A 21,446-nucleotide genomic window follows, 5' to 3' on the forward strand; every position below is an offset into this window, starting at 1 on the left:
CTTCAGGGAGAGGGCGGGGGAGAGGGCAATCCATGCCTGATCAAGCCAGAAACTGTCCGGCCCTGCTGATCGCCGCCCCCGCCTCCGGCCAGGGCAAGACCACTGTCACCGCCGCTCTGGCGCGCCTGCACGCCCGTCAGGGCAAGCGGGTGCGGGTGTTCAAGTGCGGCCCGGACTTCCTCGACCCGATGATCCTCGCCCGCGCTTCCGGTGCGCCGGTCTACCAGCTGGACCTGTGGATGGTGGGCGAGGCGGAAAGCCGCCGCCTGCTCTGGGAGGCGGCCGGAGAGGCCGACCTGATCCTGATCGAAGGCGTGATGGGCCTGTTCGATGGCTCCCCCTCCGCCGCTGACCTGGCCCGTCACTTCGGCGTGCCGGTCCTTGGCGTGATCAACGGCGCCGCCATGGCCCAGACCTTCGGCGCCCTGGCCGTGGGCCTGGCCACCTACCAGCCGGGCCTGCCTTTTGCCGGCGTGCTCGGCAACCGTGTCGGCAGCCAGCGCCACAGTGACCTGATCCGCGACAGCCTGCCGGACTGGATTCGCTGGTACGGCTCCCTGCCGCGCAGCGCTGATGTGGAACTGCCCAGCCGCCACCTGGGCCTGGTGCAGGCCGAGGAACTGGCGGACTTGGACGCCCGCCTGGATGCCGCCGCCGATGCCCTGGCCGCCAGCGCGGAAGTGGCCCTGCCACCTGCCGTGTGCTTCGCCGCCCCCGAGCCCCAATACATCGGCGACGGGCTGGCCGGTGTGCGCATCGGCGTGGCGCGGGACACCTCCTTCGCCTTCCTCTATCAGGCGAACCTGGACCTGCTGCAGCGCCTGGGCGCCGAGCTGGTGTTCTTCTCGCCCCTGACGGACGAACGACTGCCCGAGGTGGACAGCCTTTACCTGCCCGGCGGCTACCCCGAGCTGCACCTGAAGCAACTCGCTGGCAACCGCGCCATGGCCGACGCCATTCGCGCCCACCACGAGGCCGGCAAGCCGACCCTCGCCGAGTGCGGCGGCATGCTCTATTTGCTGGAGTCGTTGACCGAAGCGGGCGGTGAATCCGCCGAATTGCTGGGCCTTCTGCCTGGCCGCGCGACGATGCAGAAGCGGCTGGCTGCCCTGGCCCTGCAGGAAGCATGGCTGCCGGAAGGCAGCCTGCGCGGGCACACCTTCCACCACTCGTTGCTGGATTCGCCCCTGGAGCCCATCGCCCGGGGCCTTTGCCCGAATGACAAACCGGTGGCCGAAGCGGTATTCCGCATCGGCCGCCTGACCGCCTCTTATATCCACTTCTACCTGCCGTCCAATCCCCGGGCGGCTGCGGAGCTGTTCCGACCATGAGCGAACACGCCTTCGACCCTGACCAGCGCGCGGCGGTCTACCGCGCCATCGCCGAGCGTCGCGACATGCGCCACTTCAGTGGTGGCGAGGTAGCGCCCGAACTGCTGGCGCGTCTGCTTGAGGCCGCCCACCAGGCGCCCAGCGTCGGCCTGATGCAGCCCTGGCGTTTCCTGCGGATCACCTCGAAGGACCTGCGCCGGGACATCCATGCGCTGGTGGAAGCTGAGCGCGTGCGCACCGCCGACGCCCTGGGCGAGCGCTCGGACCAGTTCATGCGACTCAAGGTGGAAGGCATCCTCGACTGCGCCGAGCTGCTGGTGGCGGCACTGATGGACGGCCGCGAGGCCCATGTATTCGGTCGTCGCACCCTGCCGGAAATGGACCTGGCCTCGCTGTCCTGCGCCATCCAGAACCTCTGGCTGGCGGCCCGCGCCGAAGGCCTCGGCATGGGCTGGGTGTCGCTGTTCGAGCCCCAGGCCCTGGCTGATCTGCTGGGCATGCCCGAAGGCAGCAAACCTCTGGCGGTGCTGTGCCTGGGGCCGGTCACGGCGTTCTATCCGGCGCCCATGCTGGCCCTGGAGGGCTGGGCGCAGCCGCGCTCGCTGGCCGATCTGGTCTTCGAAAACCAGTGGGGGCAGCGCTCATGAGCCTGGGATTCCTCACCCTCGGCGCCGTAGCGCTGGACGCCCTGTTCGGCGAGCCGAAGGGCTGGCACCCGTTGGTGGCCTTCGGCAAGTTCGCCAACCGCCTGGAACGCCGATTCAACCCCGGCGGCCGTGGCTGGCGCAGCCACGGCGTCAGCGCCTGGGTGCTGGCCGTACTCCCGCTGACCGTCGGCGCCTGGCTGCTGTCCGAGCTGCCTTATATCGGCTGGCTGGTGGGCGTCGTCGCCCTCTACGCCGCCATCGGCCTGCGCAGCCTCAACGAGCACGCCGAGCCCGTCGCCAATGCGCTGCAATCGGGCGACCTGCCGGAAGCGCGCAGGCGCGTGGGCTACATGGTCAGCCGCGAAACCCGCGAGCTGGACGAGTCCGCCGTGGCCCGCGCCGCCACCGAGTCGGTGCTGGAGAACGGCAGCGACGCGGTATTCGCCGCGCTCTTCTGGTTCGCCGTGGCCGGCGCACCGGGCGTGGTGCTCTATCGCCTGTCCAACACCCTGGACGCCATGTGGGGCTACCGTAACGAGCGTTTCGAGCGCTTCGGCTGGGCGGCGGCGCGCATCGACGACGTCCTCAACTACATCCCCGCACGACTGGTGGCCCTGACCTACGCCCTGCTGGGCAAGACCCGGCTGGCCCTGCGCTGCTGGCGCCGCCAGGCCCCGCAATGGGACAGCCCCAACGCCGGTCCGGTCATGGCCGCTGGCGCCGGTTCCCTGGGCGTGGCGCTGGGCGGGCCGGCGGTCTACCACGGCGAGTTGCACCAGCGCCCGGTGCTGGGCGAAGGCCTGGCGGCCCGCGCCGAAGATATCGGCCGGGCCATGGACCTGGTGCGCCAGGGCGTGCTGCTCTGGCTGGTAGCGTTGATCTTCGGAGGCTGGCTCCTTGCTTGAACACGGCGGACGACTGCGCGCGGCGGCGCAGCGCTATGGCATTGCCGAGGCGGACTGGCTCGACCTCTCCACCGGCATCGCTCCCTACGGCTGGGACCTGCCGGCCATCCCGGCCTCCGCCTGGGCACGTCTGCCGGAACGGGACGACGGTCTGGAAGCGGCGGCATGGCGTTACTACGGCTGCGATTGCCTGCTGCCGGTGGCCGGCTCCCAGGCGGCGATCCAGGCCCTGCCGCGCCTGCGTGGTCGCAGCCGGATCGGCGTGATTTCTCCGTGCTACGCCGAGCATGCCCACGCCTGGCGCCGTGAAGGCCACGAGCTGGAGGAACTGGACAGCGAGCGCGCCGAACGGGAGCTGGAACACTTCGACGTGCTGCTGGTGGTCAATCCCAATAACCCCACCGGCCAGCGCATTTCGCCGGAAACCCTCCTGGCCTGGCGCGCACGCCTGGTGGAGCGGGGCGGCTGGCTGCTGGTGGACGAAGCCTTCATGGACTGCACACCGGAAGACAGCCTGGCGAGCCACTGCCCGCTACCGGGCCTGGTGGTGCTTCGTTCCTTCGGCAAATTCTTCGGACTGGCGGGCATCCGCCTGGGCTTCGTGCTGGCCGAGGCGATGCTGCTGGAGCGTCTGGAAGAACTCCTCGGCCCCTGGACGGTGAGCGGCCCGGCACGGGTCCTGGCCAAGGCGCTGCTGGAAGACGAAGCCGGCCAGATGCGCCAGCGGCAAGCGCTGCTGCGGGACGGCCAGCGCCTGGAGCGCGTGCTGCGTGACGGCGGGTTTGCACCTTCGGGCGGCACGGCGCTGTTCCAGCGGCTGGTGCGTGACGATGCCGCCGTCCTGCACGAATTCCTTGCCGCCCGCGGCATTCTCACCCGGCAGTTCACTACACCGGCCAGCCTGCGTTTCGGCCTGCCGCCGGACGAGGCCGGATGGGCGCGACTGGGCCAGGCATTGAACGACTACTCCAAGGAATTCCCATGACCACCCTGATGGTGCAGGGCACCACCTCCGACGCCGGCAAGAGCACCCTGGTGACCGCCCTGTGCCGCTGGCTGCGCCGCCAGGGCGTGGCGGTTGCGCCTTTCAAACCGCAGAACATGGCGCTGAACAGCGCGGTGACCGCCGACGGCGGCGAAATCGGCCGTGCCCAGGCGGTGCAGGCCCAGGCCTGCGGGCTGGCGCCCCACACCGACATGAACCCGGTGCTGCTCAAGCCCAATACCGACATCGGTGCGCAGGTGATCATCCACGGGCGTGCCGTCACCAGCATGAACGCCGCCGCCTACCACGATTACAAGAAGGTCGCGATGACCGCCGTGCTGGAGTCCCACCAGCGGCTGTCCGCCCGTTACCCGGTGGTGATGGTGGAGGGCGCGGGCTCCCCGGCCGAGATCAACCTGCGGGCCAACGACATCGCCAACATGGGCTTCGCCGAAGCCGTGGACTGCCCGGTGATCCTGGTCGCCGATATCGACCGGGGCGGCGTCTTCGCCCATCTGGTGGGCACCCTGGAGCTGCTGTCGCCGAGCGAACAGGCGCGGGTGAAGGGTTTCGTCATCAACCGTTTCCGGGGCGATATCGCACTGCTGAAGCCGGGCCTGGACTGGCTGGAGCAGCGTACCGGCAAGCCCGTCCTGGGCGTGCTGCCTTATCTCACCGACTTCCACCTGGAAGCCGAGGACGCCATCGACCCGCGCCAGTCCGTCAAGTCGGGCGACCTGCTGCGGGTCGCCGTGCCGGTGCTGCCGCGCATCAGCAATCACACCGATTTCGACCCCCTGCGTCTGCACCCGCAGGTGCAGTTGAGCTTTGTCGCTCCCGGCCAGCCCATTCCGCCGGCGGACCTGATCATCCTGCCCGGCTCCAAGAGCGTCCGCGCCGACCTCGCTCGCCTGCGCGAACACGGCTGGGACCAGGCGCTGCGGCGCCACCTCCGCTACGGCGGCAAGGTGCTGGGCATCTGTGGCGGCTACCAGATGCTGGGGCATTCCATCGCCGACCCCCACGGACTGGAAGGCCCAGCAGGGGAGAGCGCCGGCCTCGGCCTGCTGGACGTCGACACGGTGCTGGAACCGGAAAAGCAGCTGCGCAATGTCAGCGGCTGCCTCGCCCTGGAAGACGCCGTGGTGAGCGGCTATGAGATCCATGCCGGGGTCACCACCGGCGCCGGCCTCGACCGTCCCGCCGTGGCGCTGGACGACGGTCGCGCCGATGGCGCCCTCAGCGCGGACGGCCAGGTCATGGGCACCTACCTGCACGGCCTGTTCGAATCCTCCGAAGCCAGCGCCGCCGTCCTCCGCTGGGCCGGTCTGGAAACGGTGCGGGCGGTGGATTACCACGCCCTGCGCGAACGCGATATCGAACGCTTGGCGGACCAGGTGGAGCAGCATCTGGACACCCAATTGCTTGCCGAACTCTGTGGCATTCAGGAGCACCTCCATGCCTGAACTCATCCTCGGCGGCGCCCGTTCGGGCAAGAGCCGACTGGCCGAGAAGCTCGCGGCTGAAAGTGGCCTCAAGGTCACCTACATCGCCACCAGCCAGCCGCTGGACGGCGAGATGAGCGCGCGGGTCGCCCATCACCGTGCCCGCCGACCGGACCACTGGGGCCTGGTGGAGGAGCCGCTGGAGTTGGCGCGGGTCCTGCGCGACAACGCCGCCGCTGACACCTGTCTGCTGGTGGACTGCCTCACCCTCTGGCTGACCAACCTGCTGATGCTGGACAACCCGGCGCGCCTGGACGAGGAGCGTGAAGCGCTGCTCGGCTGCCTCGCCGAACTGCCCGGCCGCGTGCTGCTGGTGAGCAATGAAACCGGCCTGGGCGTCGTGCCTTTGGGCGAGCTGACCCGGCGCTATGTCGACGAGGCCGGCTGGCTGCACCAGGCTCTGGCCGAACGCTGCGAACGCGTGATCTTCACCGTCGCCGGCCTGCCCATGATTCTCAAGGGAGAACCCCTATGACCCTGCAATGGTGGCAGGCCCCCTGCCAGCCCCTCGACCCCGTGGCCCGTGCCAAGGCCCAGGCCCGCCAGGACCAACTGACCAAACCCCGCGGCGCCCTGGGTGAACTGGAAGACCTGACCATCACCTTGGCCGCGCAGCAGGGCCGGGAACGGCCGTGCATCGACCGCCCCTGGTTCGCCGTGTTCGCCGGCGACCATGGCGTGGTGGAGGAGGGCGTGTCGGCCTATCCCCAGGCGGTGACCGGGGAGATGCTGCGCAACTTCGTTCGTGGCGGCGCGGCCATCAGCGTCCTGGCGAAAAGCCTCGGCGCCACCCTGGAGCTGGTGGATCTGGGGACCGCACTGCCGTTGGAGCCACTGCCCGGTGTGCTGCATCTGCACGTGGGCGCCGGCACCGCGAACTTCGCCCGTGAGCCCGCGATGACCGCCGCCCAGTGCCTGATCGCCCTGCAGGCTGGTCGCGCCAGCGTCGAACGCGCCCTGGGCGCCGGGGCCGATCTCTACGTCGGCGGCGAAATGGGCATAGGCAATACCACGACCGCCAGCGCCCTGGCCTGCGCCCTGCTGGACCTGCCGGCCTCCGCCCTGGCGGGTCCCGGCACCGGCCTGGACGGCCAGGGCGTGGCCCACAAGATCGACGTGATCGAGCGCGCCCTGGCGCTGCACCGCGAAGCCTGCGACAGCCCCCAGGAAACCCTGCGCCGCCTCGGCGGTTTCGAAGTGGCGGCACTTGCCGGTGCCTACCTGGCCTGCGCCCAGTTGGGGCTGCCGGCCCTGGTGGATGGATTCATCTGCAGCGTGGCGGCCCTCTGCGCCGTGCGCCTCAACCCCGCCAGCCGCGAGTGGATGCTGTTCGCCCACCGTTCTGCTGAGCCAGGTCACGTCGCCGTGCTCGCAGCCATGGAGGCCGAACCGCTGCTGGACCTTGGCCTGCGCCTGGGTGAGGGCAGCGGCGCCGCCATCGCTCTGCCGCTGCTGCGTCTGGCCTGCGAGCTGCACGGCGGCATGGCGACCTTTGCCGAAGCCTCGGTATCGGACCGGCCGGCATGAAGCTCGACCTCCTGCGCCACGGCGAAACCGAACGGGGCGGCGGCTTCCGCGGCAGCCTGGACGATGCCCTGACTGAGACGGGCTGGACGCAGATGCGCGAGGGTATCGAAGGCGCCGGGCCCTGGGATGTGCTGGTGAGTTCGCCCCTGCAACGCTGTGCCTCCTTCGCCCGCGAACTGGAACAGCGCCTCGGCCTGCCCCTGCAATTCGACGCCGACGTGCGGGAGCTGCACTTCGGCCAGTGGGAGGGGCGCAGTGCTGCCGAGCTGATGGAGGATCACGCCGAAGGCCTCGGCCGGTTCTGGAACGACCCGTACAGCTACACGCCGCCGGACGGCGAAACCCTGCTGGACTTCGAGGCGCGGGTACTGGCGGCGGGGGAGCGCCTGCGGGAGCGCTTTGCCGGGCAGAACGTCCTGCTGGTTACCCATGGCGGCGTGATTCGCATCCTCGTGGCCCGCGCCCGCCAACTGCCGCGGGCCCAACTGATGCAAGTGGACGTCGCCCACGGCGAGCTGTTCCGCCTGACCTTCGATGAACGCGGCCTGCGGGAACGGCCATGACGCCGTTGCTGATCGCCCTGCAATTCCTCACGCGCCTGCCGGTCAGCCTGCCGGGCATGCCCGAGCCCCGCGAAGTGGGCCGGTCGCTGCTCTGGTATCCGCTGGTGGGGCTGTTGCTCGGCCTGCTGCTGATCGGGGCCGGCTACCTGCTGGAGGGGCGCCCCGCGCTGCTCTCGGCGGCGCTGTTGCTCGCGCTCTGGGTAGGCCTTTCCGGTGGGCTGCACCTGGACGGCCTGGCGGATACGGCGGATGCCTGGGTAGGTGGCTACGGCGATCGTGAGCGCACCCTGGAAATCATGAAGGACCCGCGAAGTGGGCCCATCGCCGTGGTGGTGTTGGTGGTGGTCCTGCTGTTGAAGTTCGCCGCGCTGGTCGCGCTGGTGGAGGCCGGGCAGTTGCTGCCGCTGCTGCTGGCGCCGTGGCTGGCGCGGGGGATGCTGCCGTTGCTGTTTCTCACCACCCCGTATGTCCGCGCCGGCGGCCTTGGTCAGGCACTGGCGGAGCACCTGCCACGCCGTGAGCTGCCCGTCTGGTTGGCAGTTCAGGGGGCAGTGATGCTGCTGCTGGGCTGGATGGCCTGGTTGTCGCTTGTCGTGACGCTGGTGGCCTTTGCCTGGTTGCGTGGGCGGTTCGTTCAGCGGCTGGGCGGGACGACCGGGGATACGGCGGGGGCGCTGGTGGAGTTGCTGGAGGTGGTTGTGCTGGTGGCTGTGGCGCTGGCCTGAGGGGGGACCGGGAAACACGTCCTCTGCTGTCAGTCATATTGCCTCCAGGACCGCTTCTGTCTGCTGGAGGACTTCATGGCTCCAGAAACGCAGAAGCCGAGCCACTGATCGCGTATCTGGTCGGCTTCCGCTTCGCCGCTGCATGCCCGTTGACGCGTTGGCAGATGCGGGTATATACACGTACCTCATGTTGCCGACCCAATGCCTTTGCACCAAGTTGCGCCGCGCAAGCCGCAACGTGACGCGCTTCTACGACGATGCCCTTGTGGGTGTCGGGTTGAATGTCGCCCAGTATTCGCTGCTCAAGCACGTGACGCGGCTGGATCAACCCAGCATTACCAGCCTGGCCGAGGCGATGGGCCTGGATCGCAGTACCCTCGGTCGCAACCTCAAGGTGCTGGAGGCCAAGGGGCTGGTGCAGCTGGAGGGCGGCGAAGATCAGCGCAACCGCCTGGTGTCGCTGACCCCCGCCGGCCGCAAATGCATCGATGCTGCCTTGAAGGCCTGGGAAGAGGCGCAGGCGCGGATGACTGAGCGCCTGGGACCGGAACATCGGGCGGCGCTGATGGCGCTGCTGGACGACCTGGAATACATGGACTGATTTTTTGGATTAAAGCGGGTATCTACCCGCAAAGGACGTTTCTATGACTTCGGTATGGCGTACAAGCGGTTGGATCCTGCTGGGCGCGTCGTTGATCCTGGCGCTGTCCCTGGGCATCCGCCACGGCTTCGGCCTGTTCCTGGCGCCCATGAGCAGTGAGTTCGGTTGGGGCCGGGAGGTGTTCGCCTTCGCCATCGCCCTGCAGAACCTGATCTGGGGCCTGACTCAGCCCTTCACCGGCGCCCTGGCGGACCGTTTCGGCGCGACCCGGGCAGTCGTGGTCGGCGGTGTGCTTTACGCCGTGGGGTTGGTGCTGATGGGGTTCTCGGACTCGGCGCTGTCGCTGTCCTTCAGCGCTGGCCTGCTGATCGGCATCGGCCTGTCGGGCACGTCTTTCTCGGTGATCCTGGGCGTTGTGGGCCGCGCCGTGCCGGTGGATAAGCGCAGCATGGCCATGGGTATTGCCGCGGCCGCCGGTTCCTTCGGCCAGTTCGCCATGCTGCCCGGCACCCTCGGGCTGATCGGCTGGCTCGGCTGGTCCTCGGCGCTCCTGGCGCTGGGTCTGCTGGTGGCACTGATCCTGCCGCTGGCTGGGCTGCTCAAGGACAACCCGCTGCCGCCCCAGGCCCATGAGCAGAGCCTGGGCGAGGCGCTGCGGGAAGCCACCGGGCATTCGGGCTTCTGGCTGCTGGCCCTGGGCTTCTTTGTTTGCGGCTTCCAGGTGGTCTTCATCGGCGTGCATCTGCCCGCCTATCTGGTGGACCAGCACCTGCCTGCCACCGTGGGCACTACGGTGCTGGCGCTGGTGGGGCTGTTCAATGTGTTCGGTACTTACATCGCCGGCTGGCTGGGTGGCCGCCACGCCAAGCCCAAACTGCTCACCGGGCTTTACCTGCTGCGCGGCGTGGTGATCGTGGCTTTCGTCTATTCGCCGCTGTCCATCTGGAGCGCCTACGCCTTCGGTATGGCCATGGGGCTGTTGTGGCTGTCCACCGTTCCTCTGACCAACGGTACGGTCGCCACCCTGTTTGGCGTGCGCAACCTGTCCATGCTCGGTGGTATCGTTTTCCTGTTCCACCAGCTGGGCGCCTTCCTCGGCGGCTGGCTGGGCGGATACCTCTATGACCACACGGGCAGTTACGAACTGGTATGGCAGATTTCAATCTTCCTCAGCCTGCTGGCCGCCGTACTGAACTGGCCGGTACGCGAGCAACCAGTAGCGCGCCTGCAGCCCGCCGGGGCGGCATGAGCCTGCGATTCGGCTGGGTGCTGAGTGCCCTGCTGGCCGGGCTGTTGCTGGCCCTCGGCTGGTGGGGTTGGCAGCAGGGCGGACTGGCATTGATGCAGCTGGGATTCAATTGCTAGGCGACTTGCCTGGCACTGGCGCGGTCGGATCACCCGATCCGCGCCGCAGTTCGTCATGCCCGCCGTGCTCGCCCTGACGCCGATCACTCACTTCTCCATCCTGACCCGTCCCGCTGAGCCGACCCTGCAGCAGGCGCGGGAAAGCATGCCCAGGCGGCGAATATTGCCGGGGGCGGTTCGTTATTTCTGCGAAGGCGCTCGTCTGCGAGACGGGGCCGTCGCCTTCCGGTTCTCGCAGGGAATCGCGCTTGTGCAACAGGGCGTCGATGCAGTCCTGTACGTTACCTTCTTATCCCGCTTTGAGCCTCGCCTGGCGGCCAGCCGCTGTGGCGGGCTGTTCGTGTAGCGGGATTGTGAGTGGGGTGCTCCTTCGTTCGTCAGGTGCTGTAGGAGGCCCCCCTTGTTCCAGTAGGCAATAACCGTATGATTGCGTCGGCTCCCGCCAATTCTGTGAACTGGAAAAAGTTCCTCTTGCGCGATGACCGGTACGGTAACTTTTTATTGCTTCTAAGGAAGGTCCACCATGAATGCTCCTTTGGCCCGACCTTACGGGGCCTCTGATGAAATCGACTTGCTAGCGTTGTTCAAGGCGCTGTGGGGGCAGAAGTTCCTGATCCTTGCCATTACCGCACTGACATCCGCGATGGCCGTTGGCTATGCCCTGACGGCAACGCCGCAGTACCAGGTACAGAGTGTTCTCAGGCCCGCTTCCCTGAAGGATCTGGATGAACTCAACGAGTCGATGCTCTACTCGCTGGCGCCGGACGCGGCGCTACGGATGGTGGGCGATGCACTGGACTCCTATAGCCTGCGCCTGAAGTTCTTCGAGCAGCATCCCGAGCTCCTCGTCTCAATAAAGCGTGGCGACGAATCGCTGGATCAGTTGCTGGATCGCCTCAACCGAAGCGGCTTCGCAATGCTGCGCCCCGATCCGAAGAAGGGCACCGATACTTCCCCCTTCCAGGGCATCAGCCTGACGTATGCAGCGGGTGTGGATGGCGTCGCCCTGGTCAATGGACTGGTTGCCGCTGCCATCGATCAGGAGCGGGTTCGGATTCAGGAGGATTTCGAGGTCTTGTTGGGCAACAGGCTTGCGCGACTACAGAGCGAGATTGCGGCTGAGCGGGCTCGATATGAGGCAGACAAGGAAGCCCGCATCGCCGGCCTTCTGGAGGCTGACAGTCTGAAAAAGAGCACGCTTCAGGATGAGCTCACGTCGTTGCGCCAGCAAGTGCAGGCTCGTCGGCAGAATCGTATCAAGCAACTTGACGAGGCGATCCGCATCGCCGAAGAGCTAGGTATCTCGAAGCCGACGACGCCTTCTGCGCTGGGTGAAAGCACCCGGGAGGTGCAGGGCAGTGTGATTCGGACGGAAGTCAACAACCAGCAGATTCCGCTGTACTTCATGGGCGTCGATACGTTGAAGGCCGAGCGGGCGGCGTTGATCGCCCGTCGTTCGGACGATTTCACCGAGCCGCGGATCGTGGAGATTCAGGCGCAATTGAGCACGTTGGCCAACAATCGGGAAGTCGAGATTCTGAAGCGCCGCGAGAATGAAGACCTGTTCTTCAAGAACCTGGTCAAGCTGAGGGGAGAAAAGGCTCGACTGGAAGGGCTGCGGGTCGATTTTTCGCGCCTGCAGCTGGTTCATGTGGATCAGGTCGCGACCACCCCCCAACAGCCAATCAAGCCGCGCAAGGTGCTGATTGTTGCGATAGGGCTGGTTGCTGGCCTGATACTGGGTACGTTCGTTGCGCTGATCCGCTCTCTAGCGTTACGTTCTACCGCTCCGATTGAGGTGCGGAGCGAGGTTGTCGTCTAACCCCACTCCGGAAAGATCCCAAAAAAGCCAGTCAGTTTCCTGACTGGCTTTTTTGCTTTCAGGGGCCTCAGAAGCGGTAGGTCACCTGGGCACCCAGGCCGTGGGCGCTGTTCCTGCAGGTGGCGCTGACCTGGTTGATGTCGACGTCATCTTCCTTCAGGTAAGAGTAAGCAACGTTGTGGCGCGTCGTCGTTTGGGCTCAACCGGCATCGCTCGGCAGCATCGTTTTCCTGTTCCACCAGTTGGGCGCCCTTCTCGGCGGCTGGCTGGCCGGGCTGTTGCTGGCCCTCGGCTGGTGGGGTTGGCAGCAGGGCGGACTGGCATTGATGCAGCTGGGATTCAATTGCTAGGCGGGCCGACCGGCGGTAGCGTAGGCAGATAGCCTGATTCGCGCCGGAGTTCGCCATGAAAGCCTTGCCCGCCCTGTCCCTGACATTGCTCACTCTGTTCGGCGGCCAGGCCATGGCCGCCGAATGCCCCTCGCTGTTGCAGCACCAGCTGCCGCAACTTCGCTCCAAGGAAATCATCGACCTCTGCCAGCGTTTCGGCGGCAAGCCCCTGTTGATCGTCAATACCGCCAGCCACTGCGGCTTCACCCCGCAATTCAAGGGGTTGGAGGCGTTGTACAAGCGCTATAAGGACCAGGGCTTCGAAGTGCTGGGCGTTCCGTCCGATGACTTCAAGCAGGAAGCCGCCAACCAGGAAGAAACCGCCAAGGTCTGCTTCGTGAATTACGGCGTGACCTTCGCCATGACCCAGCCACAGCATGTGTCCGGTGACGAGGCGACGCCGCTCTACAAGGAACTGATCGCCCAGTCCGGGCAGACGCCGCGCTGGAACTTCTACAAGTACCTGGTGGACCGCCAAGGCAAGGTGATCGCCCATTTCTCCAGCCTGACCAAACCGGATGACCCCGATCTGCTGAAGGCCGTGGAGCAGGCGCTGGCCAGTCAGCCGTGAATCTGAGCGAGGGCGGTCGATCCGCTCCTAACGAAAACCCAGTCGGTCGCCTGACTGACTTTCTTTTTTGTTTTCCGTCCCGCCATCGAGGCCGGTGCCTGTTGTTGACCGACTCCGCTTCAAGACTGTCGGACGGATCCGAGATGTTTCGGGATTTTTCATGTGATTGCGTTTCGCCATTGGGACTCGTGCTAAGTTGCTGGCACTTTTCCAAATCCGATGGAGATTCGAATGTCGATCAAGGAATTGATCCTGGCCGTTCTGTTGGCTGTTTCCCTGCCCAGCGCCTTTGCTGATCAACCGCAGCCCAGAGAAGCAGCCGCCCAGCCCGAGCAGGGCGAAGGAGGCGGCACCATGACCGCCGAAGAGTTCGTCACCAGCTTGAACTTCCGTTCCGGGAAGGTGGTGGTGGGTGACAACCTGGCTACCTTCGATTTGCCTGAGCAGTTTGTCTTTCTGGACGGTAAAGATGTGGAACGGGTCCTGGTAGACGCCTGGGGTAACCCGCCGTCAGACGAGTTGCCGCTGGGTTTGATCCTGCCCAAGGGCGTTTCACCCCTGGCCGAGGAATCATGGGCGGTCAAAGTGGAGTATCAGGAGAGCGGCTACGTATCTGACGAAGATGCGGCCGAGATCAACTACGGCGAGCTGCTTCAGGATATGAAGGCGGATGTCGTCGCGGCAAACAAGTGGCGTGCCGATAACGGCTACGAGCCGCTCGAGTTGATCGGCTGGGCCGCACCACCGCGTTATGACAGCGAAGGCCGCAAGCTCTACTGGGCGAAGGAACTGCGCTTTGGTGACGCCCCTACCCACATTCTGAACTACAACATCCGCGTACTCGGTCGCAAAGGCGTGCTGGTGTTGAACTTCATTGCCAACATGGACCAACTGCCTATCATCGAGCAGCACCTGCCGGCCGTATTGGCGATGACCGAGTTCAATCCCGGTAATCGTTACGTCGATTTCAATCCGGAATTGGACGAGGTTGCTGCCTATGGGCTGGGTGCTCTCGTGGCCGGTAAGCTCGCCGCCAAGACTGGTCTTCTGGCGCTAGTGCTGGTGTTCCTGAAGAAGTTCTTCTTTGTGCCAGTGGCCATTGGCGGCTGGCTATGGTCACGCCTGCGAGGCAAGAAGGCTGCAGTGGCGGTCCGTTCGGAGCTCGAATCGCTGCCCGAGGCAGTGCAGCCGCCCACCGAAACAGTCATGGCCCCGAGCCGGGACGAAAAGTTCAAGGACTGATCGCAGCGTCCCCTCCCAAAAAAGCCCGGACGAGTCCGGGCTTTTTTTCATGGGGGCGATTTCCACTCAGAAGCGGTAGGTCACCTGCGCCCCCAGGCCGTGGGCGCTGTTCTGGTAGGTGGCGCGGTAGGCACCCTTGGTGGCACTGACCTGGTTGATGTCGGCGTCATCTTCCTTCAGGTAGGAGTAGGCGACGTCGATGGTCACGTCATCGTTCGGGCTCCAGCCGGCCCCCAGGCTGAAGACCTTGCGATCATCGGAGGGGATGCGCGGCGAGCGGAACTCGTTGCGGGTCGGCGACTGGTCGTAGGCCAGGCCGGCGCGCAGGGTCCACTGCCGGTTCAGCTTGTAGGCGGCGCCGACGGCGTAGGACCAGGTGTCGTGCCAGTCCTGCTCTTCGGTGATGGTGCTGAGGGCCGCTGGCAGGCGGCCCTTGTTCTCTACGCGGATTTCTTCCAGGCGGCTCCAGCGGGTCCAGGTGCTGCCGGCGTAGAGGGTCCAGGTGTCGTTCAGATCATGGGTGACGGAGAAGTCGACGGACTCCGGGGTCTCCAGATCCAGGGTGGCATCGTACTTGCCGGCCAGGGGCCCGAAAGCGCTACCGCTAAGGGTAGTGTCGCCACGCAGCGTGTAGTCCACCTTGGAGTGGTAGGTCAGGCCGAAGCGGGTGCGCGGGTCCAGCTCGAAGAGCACGCCGGCATTGAAACCCAGTGCGGTGTCGTCGCCCTTGACCTTCACCTGGCCGTCATTTTGGCCGGGGGTAGCGCGGTTGAGCGTGGCGGAGGTCAGCTCGCCGTCAATGCGGTTGATGGTGGGGCCGAAGCCGACGGACAGCTGGTCGTTGATGCGGTAGCTGACGGTGGGCTGGACGGTGATTACGCGCACTTCGCTTTTGTCAGCGAAGTAGCGGCCGGCAAAGCCGCTTTCATAGTCGGTGATCAGGCCGAAGGGGGCGTAGACGCCCAGGCCGAAGGCCCATTTGTCGTCGATCGGCTTGACGTAGTAGCCCATGGGGACGGCCACGGTGGGGACCATGTCGCCGTCATTGGTGCCGCCGAAGGTGCTATGGGCATCGTCGATATCGGTCTTGGCGAAGATCGCCGCAGCGCCTGCACTCACTTGCTCGCGCTTGAGGCGGGCCATGCCGGCGGGGTTGCCGAATACAGTGGTGGCGTCATCAGCAGAGGACGAACGGCCAGAGAAGGCGGTGCCCATGGCGCTGATGCTTTGTTCGTTGAGGGCGAAACCGGCGGCCAGGGTGTAGCTGGAAGCGGCGCTGACGGCGAGTGCGAGGGCGGTCTTGAAGACTCTGCTTATCACGATGAACTCCTGAGCGATGGTGCAAAGCGCGGCACGCTAACAGGATTCAATAGGGCTTTCCAGTTCGGTTGATGTAGGAAATTCCTTGTAAGATTGTCGAACAATTCGCCAAAAGACGTCATCTTCGTCGAACGTGAAAATAGTCAGGGGCACTTGCTCCTGACTGGTTGGTCAGTGATCGGGTTTCAGGCGACCTGGCTGAGGCCACCCACATGGCGTTGCCAGGCATCGATGAATTCCCGCAGGTTGCCCTCTGGCTGGAAGACCTGACGCCACACCGCAGCCATGCCGATCAGGTCGTCGGCAGCGGGCAGCACCAGAATGCTCGACTCCACCAGCAACCAGGCGATGGCGGTGGCGTAGCGCAGATTGACGATCAGCTCCAGGTGCGGCGCGGTGAGAAAGGCGTGCTGGCTGGCCAGCCCGCGCACCCGGCTGGCGAGGTCCGGATCGAAGGCCAGGTGCTCGTCCCAGAGTTGCTGGTGGCGCTCATCGCTGATGCGGTAGAGGCCGCGACCGTGGTTGCAATCGAGTTCTGAACCCAGGGCGGATTGGCAGGCGGCGGTACCCAGCAACAGGCGTTCGGCGGTGGGGGAGGGGCGCTGCAGGTAGAGCAGCGTCGGTCGAATTACATGCTGGCGCAGATCGCTGGCGGCAATTCCCATAGAAGCCTCGCGAAGGTTGCCGGCGGGGCGGGGGCGTTTGGCAGCTTCTCATCGTTCTATGGAAGGGCCCCGCCGGGAGCGGAGTTAGCCGCTCGATTTGAAGTCTAGTGGGAAATTTGCGCTGTAAAGGCCTGTTTTTAAACTGTTTCAGGCTTCTGGTTATTGGCGATATAGCTGTCCGTGATTAGAAAGCTGCCAGCGCGTCCGGGGCGCTGGCAGCTCTAGGTCGCGGCTTTCCGGCCTCAGTCGCCCTTGGCCAATGGGCGGTCGGGATTGGTGATCCACTCGCTCCAGGAGCCGGCGTAGAGCCGCGCCAGGGGGTAGCCCGCGAGGCTCAGGGCGAACAGGTTGTGGCAGGCGGTGACGCCGGAGCCGCAATAGGCGACCACGTCGTCCAGCGGGCGTTCGCCGATCATGGCGGCGAAGCGCTGCTTCAGTTCCCCGGCGGGGAGGAAGCGGCCATCGGCGCCGAGGTTGTCGGTGAAGGCCGCGCAGCGGGCGCCGGGGATATGTCCGGCCACCGGGTCGATCGGTTCCACTTCACCCTTGAAGCGTGGCAGGGCACGGGCGTCCAGCAGGGTCAGGCTGGCGTCCCCCAGGCGCTGCTGGAGGGTGTCGGCATCCACCAGAAGGCTGGCATCGGGCTGCCCCTGGAAGTCGCCCGGTTCCACGGTCGGTTCAACGGCGGTCAGGCACATCTCGGCATCGCGCCAGGCCTTGAGGCCGCCATCCAGCAGGAACACACCCTCGCGTTTGCCCAGCCAGGCCAGCAGCCACCAGGCACGGGCGGCGAAAGCACCGGGGCCGTCGTCGTAGAGAACGATGGTGCTGTCGGCCCGGATGCCCCAGTCGCGCAGCCGCGAGGCCAGCGCTTCCGGAGCGGGCAGCGGGTGGCGGCCGGTCACGCCACGGGTCACCGGACCGGAGAGGTCGCGTTCCAGGTCGGCGAAGCGGGCTTTGGGGATGTGGCTTTCGGCGTAGCTGCGCTGACCGTAGGCCGGGTCGTCGAGGGAGAAGCGGCAGTCGAGGATGATCAGGCCCGGTTCGTCCTGGCGGGCACTGAGTTGGGCGGGGCTGATGAGTTGTGCGAGCGACATGGCGGGTTCCTTGTCGTGATCGTTGTTGTGGCAAGCATCATAAGGACGCCCGCACGTACTGTCGCGCGCAATTGGCAGCGGCGCGGGGTACGCGCCGCCGATGGATCAGCGGCAGGCGGCGCGCAGGCGCTGCAGACCGGCGTCGAGGTCCGCGATCAGGTCGTCCGGATGCTCCAGGCCGATGTGCAGGCGCACCAGCGGGCCTTCCGCTTTCCAGGTGGTCGCGGTGCGGTGGGCGCCGGGATGGGTCAGCAGGATCAGGCTTTCGAAACCGCCCCAGCTGAAGCCCATGCCGAACAGTTGCATGCCATTGAGCATCGCGCAGATGGCCTGCTCCGGCACGTCCTTGAACACCACCCCGAAGAGGCCGCAGGCGCCGGTGAAGTCGCGCTTCCACAGCTCGTGGCCCGGCGCGCCGGGCAGTGCGGGATAGAGGATCTTCGCCACTTCCGGCTGTTCAGCCAGCCACTGTGTGATCTTCTCCGCGTTGCGCTGGTGGCGCTCCAGGCGCGTGGACAGGGTGCGCAGACCGCGCAGGGCGAGGTAGGCGTCGTCGGCGCTGACCGAAAGCCCCAGCTGCTTGTAGAAGCTGCGGACCTGCGGGAAGAGCGCCTCGGTGGTCATGATCACGCCCATCAGTACGTCGGAGTGGCCGACGATGTACTTGGTGGCGGCATGGATGGAGATGTCCACGCCATGCTTGAACGAGGCGAAGTGCACGGGAGTGCCCCAGGTGTTGTCGAGCATCACCAGGGCGCCGTGTGCATGGGCGGCTTCGGCGATGCCGGGCACGTCCTGCACCTCGAAGGTCAGGGAGCCGGGGGATTCGACGAACACCACGCGGGTGTTGGGGCGCATCAGTTCGGAGATGCCGCCGCCGATCAGCGGATCGTAGTAGGTGGTCTCGATGCCGAAGCGTTTCAGGGTCTGGTCGCAGAAGGCGCGGGTCGGGTCGTAGACCGAGTCGGTCATCAGCAGGTGATCGCCGGGCTTGAGGGTGGCCAGCAGGGCGGTGGTCAGGGCGCTCAGTCCACTGGGGGTGAGCATGGCGCCGTAGGCGCCTTCGAGTTCTGCCAGGGCCTGCTCCAGGGAGCGGGTGGTGGGGTTGCCGTGACGGCCGTAGGTATTGAGGGTGCCGTGGGTCGCCTGCAGGGCCTCCACCGTGGGGAAGAGCAGGGTGGAGGCGCGGAAGACCGGCGTGTTCACCGTTCCACCGACCTGGCCGCGTTCGCGGCCTTCATGGGCCAGCAGTGTTTCTGGGTGCAGTTTGCGGTCGTCCACCTGGTGTTTCCTCTGAATCCGAATAACGAAATGGGAGCGGCGCCTGCCGGGGCTGGAGGGCGGCTCGAGTGGTAGAAAGATTACCGATGAGGCCGGGGAAATTCTTTGCTTTGATTTGCCGGGTGGTGCTGGTCTGTAGAAATAAAATCTGTCTATTTGATGAAAAGTAGAAAAATTTCCTCAAGTTTAGTCTGATGAGGAAATCATGCCTCGCTCTGCTGGTTCAAGTGATCGAGCGGCAGGGCGGTGGTGTGCTTGATCACTTCCATGGCGAAGCCGGAACTCACGTCGGACAGATCGGCGACGCGGATCAGGCGCTTGTAAACGGCGTCGTAGCCTTTGATGTCAGGCACCACGATCTTCAGCAGGTAGTCCACATCGCCGGTCATGCGGTAGATCTCGACGATCTCGGGGATATCGCGGGTCCCTTCGATGAACTGCCGGGTCCATTCGTCGCTGTGGCGGCTGGTGCGGATCGTGACGAACACCGTAACGCCCAGCTTGAGCCGCTCGGCGTCGCAGAGGGCCACCTGCTTCTGGATCACGCCGTCCTCCCGCAGCTTCTGCAGGCGCCGCCAGCAGGGTGTAGGGGAGAGGTTCACGGCCTCGGCCAGTTCCGCGAGGGAGATGGAGGCGTCCTGCTGCAGGAGGCTGATGATCTGCAGGTCTTTCTTGTCCATGGGGCGGGGTCCGTGGCGAAGGCGTTTGGTCAGGAGGCTGGCGGGGTGAGTGTGTCGAAACGATGACAATCGGCATCATACGGTCACCCGCGATTGAAGTCGCGCGGGCAGAAGAGGGGAGCGCCCGATGCCAAGCCTGCAAATACTGAGTGAACGTGCCTCGCTGATCCGCCGTCTTGGCGTGATCCTCGGCACCCTGGCGGTGGTCTTCTACTACTGCTGTCTGGTGCTGGCGCGCGTTCCCTTCGGCCGTGTGGATCGGGCGACCGTGGACCGCTACACCCGTGGCATGTCGCGCCTGCTGCTGCGCCTGGTGCGCATGGACTTGTCGGTGCAAGGGGCGATACCCGATTTCAGCGATGGCCGGCGCTATCTGATCCTCTGCACCCATTCCAGCCACTACGACATCCCGGCCAGCTTCGTGGCGCTGCCCGGGTCGATCCGCATGCTGGCGAAGAAGGAGCTGTTCCGCATTCCATTTCTGGGGCCGGCCATGCGCGCCGCGGAGTTCCCCTCCATCGACCGGCACAACCGTCGCCAGGCCCTGGCCGACCTGGCAACCGCGCGCAGCATGATGGAAAGCGGCATCGTCCTCTGGGCCGCACCCGAGGGCACCCGCTCCGCCGATGGCCGCCTGCTGAAGTTCAAGAAGGGTTGCTTCCACCTCGCCCTGGATACCGACGCGGTGATCATTCCCGTATCCATCCGGGGCATCCATCGGGTGCTGCCGGCGCGCACCTTCCGCCTGAACCTGGGGCAGAAGGTGGAGGTGCATGTGGGCGAGCCCATCGACGCGGGCCAGTACAGCGCCGAGCGACTCGGCGAGTTGATGGCCGATACCCGCGCGCGGATGCAGGAACTGCTGGGGCAGGAGCCTGGCGATGTCGAGGCGGGTAAGTCGAGCGAGGCGGCGGCCTGACAGGGGGATGATGAGCCGTCTCTGACTGCTGAGCGGCGCGACTTTCCGTAGGAGCGAGCTCTGCTCGCGAATGCCCCGTTTTGGCAGTGGGTAGGTGGATAGCCCTCGTCTATCCACCCCTCGTTCTTTCTGCCGGGCCTTGCGGTGGACATGAAAAGCGATGTCCACCCTTGCGTTCGGCCCGGATACCGGTGCGTCCGGAATCAACGAATCTTCAGCTTTCCGATCCGATCGTTGTCCAGGCTGCCCAGATAGAGGTAGTCACCCACCGGCTTGACCGAGGTGACCATGCGCAGGTGCGTGCCGCTGGTGTCATGCAGGCTGTGGACGATCTCGCCGTTTTCGTTGATCTGCAGTGCCAGGCCATAGGGCACCGGCTTCGGCCAGAACATGCGCGGCAGCTTGGCGATCTGCGCCTTGAGCCAGGGTTGGGTGTGGAGGAAGTCGGCGTCGGCCTTGCGTGGCGTGGGCAGGGCGACCCAGAAGCTGCCGTGGTGATCGCCCTGCAGGTTGTCCGGCAGGCCCGGCAGGTTGTCGATGAACACGTCATGGCTGCCGGCTTTCTCGCCGGTCAGCCAGTAGCGGGTGATGCGGTAGCGGTAGGTCTCGTTGACCAGCACGAAGTCCTCGTTGGCCGACAGCGCCACGCCATTGGCGAAGTACAGGTCTTTCAGCAGCACGTCGGTCTTGCCGGTGGCCGGGTCAAAGCGCATCAGACGGCCGTGGGGGCGGGCTTCCAGCAGGTCCAGCAGGTAGTCGGGCTGCTGGAATTTGCTGGATGCGTCGGTGAAGTAGATGCGGCCGTCCCGGGCGATATCCAGGTCATCGGTGAAGCGGAAAGGCACGCCCTCAGCCTCGGTGGCGAGCACGGTGATCCGGCCCTGGGGATCGATGCGCAGCAGGCCCTTGTAGGCGTCGCCCAGGATCAGGTTGCCGGCGGCGTCGAAGTCCATGCCCAGCGGACGACCGCCGGTTTCGGCGAAGGTCTCGATCTGCCCGTCCGCACCGATGCGCACGACGCGGCCGTCGTGTAGGCCGGCATAGAGGCGGCCCTGGGCGTCCACGGCGGTGTCTTCCGGTCCCTGGACCTGGCCCTGGGCGATCAGCTCGGCCTTCATCAGGGTGTCGTTGGGCTCCAGCACGCCGGTCATGGCCGGGGCCTTGGGGGCGTCCCAGGCCAGCGGGGCGATGGGGGAGGGGGTGACGGCAAGGTAGACCGCCACGGCGGCGATCAGCAGGGCGAGCAGGCCCAGCAGCTTCTTCATCTTCTTGTATCCATCCAGGTGGGGGTTGGCCGGAGCCTTGT

23 protein-coding genes are annotated in these 21,446 nt (G+C 65.8%); 17 read left to right on the forward strand and 6 right to left on the reverse strand.

The features are described 5' to 3' along the window. Positions 1-32 precede the first annotated feature (32 nt). The 16 genes from TQ98_RS07825 to TQ98_RS07895 all read left to right on the forward strand — a co-directional run bounded on the left by TQ98_RS07825 (position 33) and on the right by TQ98_RS07895 (position 14,178). Positions 33-1,331 (forward strand): cobyrinate a,c-diamide synthase, encoded by a 1,299-nt coding sequence (locus TQ98_RS07825; protein ID WP_044874784.1) that lies wholly within the window; start codon positions 33-35, stop codon positions 1,329-1,331. After that, positions 1,328-1,978, forward strand: coding sequence for a 5,6-dimethylbenzimidazole synthase (gene bluB / locus TQ98_RS07830; RefSeq protein ID WP_044874785.1), 651 nt, complete (start codon positions 1,328-1,330; stop codon positions 1,976-1,978). Before TQ98_RS07825 ends, bluB begins: the two co-directional genes overlap by 4 nt. Then, positions 1,975-2,883 carry an adenosylcobinamide-phosphate synthase CbiB gene (gene cbiB / locus TQ98_RS07835; RefSeq protein ID WP_044874786.1) on the forward strand — a complete coding sequence of 303 codons (909 nt, stop codon included), beginning with the start codon at positions 1,975-1,977 and terminating at the stop codon, positions 2,881-2,883. Before bluB ends, cbiB begins: the two co-directional genes overlap by 4 nt. Continuing rightward, entirely contained in the window at positions 2,876-3,868 is a 993-nt protein-coding gene (gene cobD / locus TQ98_RS07840; protein WP_044874787.1) for a threonine-phosphate decarboxylase CobD, read from the forward strand. Before cbiB ends, cobD begins: the two co-directional genes overlap by 8 nt. Then, entirely contained in the window at positions 3,865-5,334 is a 1,470-nt protein-coding gene (locus tag TQ98_RS07845; RefSeq protein WP_103102908.1) for a cobyric acid synthase, read from the forward strand. Before cobD ends, TQ98_RS07845 begins: the two co-directional genes overlap by 4 nt. Next, positions 5,327-5,848, forward strand: coding sequence for a bifunctional adenosylcobinamide kinase/adenosylcobinamide-phosphate guanylyltransferase (cobU, locus tag TQ98_RS07850; RefSeq protein ID WP_044874790.1), 522 nt, complete (start codon positions 5,327-5,329; stop codon positions 5,846-5,848). The genes TQ98_RS07845 and cobU overlap by 8 nt, the downstream gene beginning before the upstream one ends. Continuing rightward, complete coding sequence (cobT, locus tag TQ98_RS07855; RefSeq protein WP_044874791.1) at positions 5,845-6,900, forward strand: nicotinate-nucleotide--dimethylbenzimidazole phosphoribosyltransferase; 1,056 nt, start codon at positions 5,845-5,847, stop codon at positions 6,898-6,900. Before cobU ends, cobT begins: the two co-directional genes overlap by 4 nt. Then, positions 6,897-7,463 carry an alpha-ribazole phosphatase family protein gene (cobC, locus tag TQ98_RS07860; protein WP_044874792.1) on the forward strand — a complete coding sequence of 189 codons (567 nt, stop codon included), beginning with the start codon at positions 6,897-6,899 and terminating at the stop codon, positions 7,461-7,463. The genes cobT and cobC overlap by 4 nt, the downstream gene beginning before the upstream one ends. Further along, the gene (locus tag TQ98_RS07865; protein WP_044874793.1) at positions 7,460-8,188 is read left to right on the forward strand and encodes an adenosylcobinamide-GDP ribazoletransferase; all 729 of its coding nucleotides are present in this window, start codon (positions 7,460-7,462) and stop codon (positions 8,186-8,188) included. The genes cobC and TQ98_RS07865 overlap by 4 nt, the downstream gene beginning before the upstream one ends. Before the next feature lie 187 nt (positions 8,189-8,375). After that, positions 8,376-8,789, forward strand: a complete 414-nt coding sequence (locus TQ98_RS07870) for a MarR family winged helix-turn-helix transcriptional regulator (protein ID WP_044874794.1) — start codon at positions 8,376-8,378, stop codon at positions 8,787-8,789. Positions 8,790-8,832: 43 nt separating this feature from the next. After that, positions 8,833-10,038, forward strand: a complete 1,206-nt coding sequence (locus tag TQ98_RS07875; RefSeq protein WP_044874795.1) for an MFS transporter — start codon at positions 8,833-8,835, stop codon at positions 10,036-10,038. 171 nt (positions 10,039-10,209) lie between these two features. Beyond that, positions 10,210-10,500 (forward strand): hypothetical protein, encoded by a 291-nt coding sequence (locus tag TQ98_RS07880; protein WP_044874796.1) that lies wholly within the window; start codon positions 10,210-10,212, stop codon positions 10,498-10,500. A 177-nt stretch (positions 10,501-10,677) separates the two neighbouring features. Beyond that, positions 10,678-11,976, forward strand: coding sequence for a Wzz/FepE/Etk N-terminal domain-containing protein (locus tag TQ98_RS07885; protein ID WP_044874797.1), 1,299 nt, complete (start codon positions 10,678-10,680; stop codon positions 11,974-11,976). Positions 11,977-12,152: 176 nt separating this feature from the next. Next, a complete protein-coding gene (locus TQ98_RS27740; RefSeq protein WP_158249348.1) occupies positions 12,153-12,326 on the forward strand; it encodes a hypothetical protein in 174 nt (57 codons plus the stop codon). A gap of 55 nt (positions 12,327-12,381) precedes the next feature. Next, positions 12,382-12,936: a redoxin domain-containing protein gene (locus TQ98_RS07890; RefSeq protein WP_044874798.1), complete on the forward strand. Its 555-nt coding sequence runs from the start codon at positions 12,382-12,384 to the stop codon at positions 12,934-12,936. Between the two features lie 231 nt (positions 12,937-13,167). Then, on the forward strand, positions 13,168-14,178 hold the full coding sequence (locus TQ98_RS07895; protein WP_044874799.1) for a DUF2167 domain-containing protein: 1,011 nt from the start codon (positions 13,168-13,170) through the stop codon (positions 14,176-14,178). A 66-nt stretch (positions 14,179-14,244) separates the two neighbouring features. On the opposite strand, the gene TQ98_RS07900 is transcribed toward TQ98_RS07895, so the two are convergent. The 5 genes from TQ98_RS07900 to TQ98_RS07920 form a co-directional block, all read right to left on the reverse strand. Then, positions 14,245-15,498, reverse strand: a complete 1,254-nt coding sequence (locus tag TQ98_RS07900) for an outer membrane protein transport protein (RefSeq protein WP_044874800.1) — start codon at positions 15,496-15,498, stop codon at positions 14,245-14,247. Between the two features lie 185 nt (positions 15,499-15,683). Then, positions 15,684-16,163: a hypothetical protein gene (locus tag TQ98_RS07905; RefSeq protein ID WP_044874801.1), complete on the reverse strand. Its 480-nt coding sequence runs from the start codon at positions 16,161-16,163 to the stop codon at positions 15,684-15,686. Positions 16,164-16,405: 242 nt separating this feature from the next. Beyond that, entirely contained in the window at positions 16,406-17,260 is an 855-nt protein-coding gene (locus TQ98_RS07910) for a sulfurtransferase (RefSeq protein WP_044874802.1), read from the reverse strand. Between the two features lie 105 nt (positions 17,261-17,365). After that, complete coding sequence (gene metC / locus TQ98_RS07915; protein ID WP_044874803.1) at positions 17,366-18,541, reverse strand: cystathionine beta-lyase; 1,176 nt, start codon at positions 18,539-18,541, stop codon at positions 17,366-17,368. A gap of 203 nt (positions 18,542-18,744) precedes the next feature. Further along, complete coding sequence (locus tag TQ98_RS07920) at positions 18,745-19,221, reverse strand: Lrp/AsnC family transcriptional regulator (protein ID WP_044874804.1); 477 nt, start codon at positions 19,219-19,221, stop codon at positions 18,745-18,747. Between the two features lie 127 nt (positions 19,222-19,348). On the opposite strand from TQ98_RS07920, the gene TQ98_RS07925 reads away from it, so the two are divergent. Further along, positions 19,349-20,140: a lysophospholipid acyltransferase family protein gene (locus tag TQ98_RS07925; protein ID WP_044874805.1), complete on the forward strand. Its 792-nt coding sequence runs from the start codon at positions 19,349-19,351 to the stop codon at positions 20,138-20,140. A 203-nt stretch (positions 20,141-20,343) separates the two neighbouring features. Here the strand turns inward: TQ98_RS07925 and TQ98_RS07930 are convergent, their stop codons facing one another. Continuing rightward, complete coding sequence (locus TQ98_RS07930; protein ID WP_044874806.1) at positions 20,344-21,405, reverse strand: SMP-30/gluconolactonase/LRE family protein; 1,062 nt, start codon at positions 21,403-21,405, stop codon at positions 20,344-20,346. Positions 21,406-21,446: the final 41 nt, after the last annotated feature.

The sequence above is a fragment of the Pseudomonas sp. LFM046 genome, from assembly GCF_000949385.2.
Taxonomy (GTDB): domain Bacteria; phylum Pseudomonadota; class Gammaproteobacteria; order Pseudomonadales; family Pseudomonadaceae; genus Metapseudomonas.

Coding starts and splice junctions, on each gene's coding strand:
- TQ98_RS07875 (WP_044874795.1), top strand. CDS start 8,833: ATGACTTCGGTATGGCGTACAAGCGGTTGGATCCTGCTGGGCGCGTCG.
- TQ98_RS07925 (WP_044874805.1), top strand. CDS start 19,349: ATGCCAAGCCTGCAAATACTGAGTGAACGTGCCTCGCTGATCCGCCGT.
- TQ98_RS07825 (WP_044874784.1), top strand. CDS start 33: ATGCCTGATCAAGCCAGAAACTGTCCGGCCCTGCTGATCGCCGCCCCC.
- TQ98_RS07870 (WP_044874794.1), top strand. CDS start 8,376: ATGTTGCCGACCCAATGCCTTTGCACCAAGTTGCGCCGCGCAAGCCGC.
- TQ98_RS07865 (WP_044874793.1), top strand. CDS start 7,460: ATGACGCCGTTGCTGATCGCCCTGCAATTCCTCACGCGCCTGCCGGTC.
- TQ98_RS07885 (WP_044874797.1), top strand. CDS start 10,678: ATGAATGCTCCTTTGGCCCGACCTTACGGGGCCTCTGATGAAATCGAC.
- TQ98_RS07910 (WP_044874802.1), bottom strand. CDS start 17,260: ATGTCGCTCGCACAACTCATCAGCCCCGCCCAACTCAGTGCCCGCCAG.
- TQ98_RS07920 (WP_044874804.1), bottom strand. CDS start 19,221: ATGGACAAGAAAGACCTGCAGATCATCAGCCTCCTGCAGCAGGACGCC.
- bluB (WP_044874785.1), top strand. CDS start 1,328: ATGAGCGAACACGCCTTCGACCCTGACCAGCGCGCGGCGGTCTACCGC.
- TQ98_RS07895 (WP_044874799.1), top strand. CDS start 13,168: ATGTCGATCAAGGAATTGATCCTGGCCGTTCTGTTGGCTGTTTCCCTG.
- TQ98_RS07890 (WP_044874798.1), top strand. CDS start 12,382: ATGAAAGCCTTGCCCGCCCTGTCCCTGACATTGCTCACTCTGTTCGGC.
- TQ98_RS07905 (WP_044874801.1), bottom strand. CDS start 16,163: ATGGGAATTGCCGCCAGCGATCTGCGCCAGCATGTAATTCGACCGACG.
- TQ98_RS07930 (WP_044874806.1), bottom strand. CDS start 21,405: ATGAAGAAGCTGCTGGGCCTGCTCGCCCTGCTGATCGCCGCCGTGGCG.
- TQ98_RS07880 (WP_044874796.1), top strand. CDS start 10,210: ATGCCCGCCGTGCTCGCCCTGACGCCGATCACTCACTTCTCCATCCTG.
- cobT (WP_044874791.1), top strand. CDS start 5,845: ATGACCCTGCAATGGTGGCAGGCCCCCTGCCAGCCCCTCGACCCCGTG.
- cobC (WP_044874792.1), top strand. CDS start 6,897: ATGAAGCTCGACCTCCTGCGCCACGGCGAAACCGAACGGGGCGGCGGC.
- TQ98_RS07845 (WP_103102908.1), top strand. CDS start 3,865: ATGACCACCCTGATGGTGCAGGGCACCACCTCCGACGCCGGCAAGAGC.
- cbiB (WP_044874786.1), top strand. CDS start 1,975: ATGAGCCTGGGATTCCTCACCCTCGGCGCCGTAGCGCTGGACGCCCTG.
- cobU (WP_044874790.1), top strand. CDS start 5,327: ATGCCTGAACTCATCCTCGGCGGCGCCCGTTCGGGCAAGAGCCGACTG.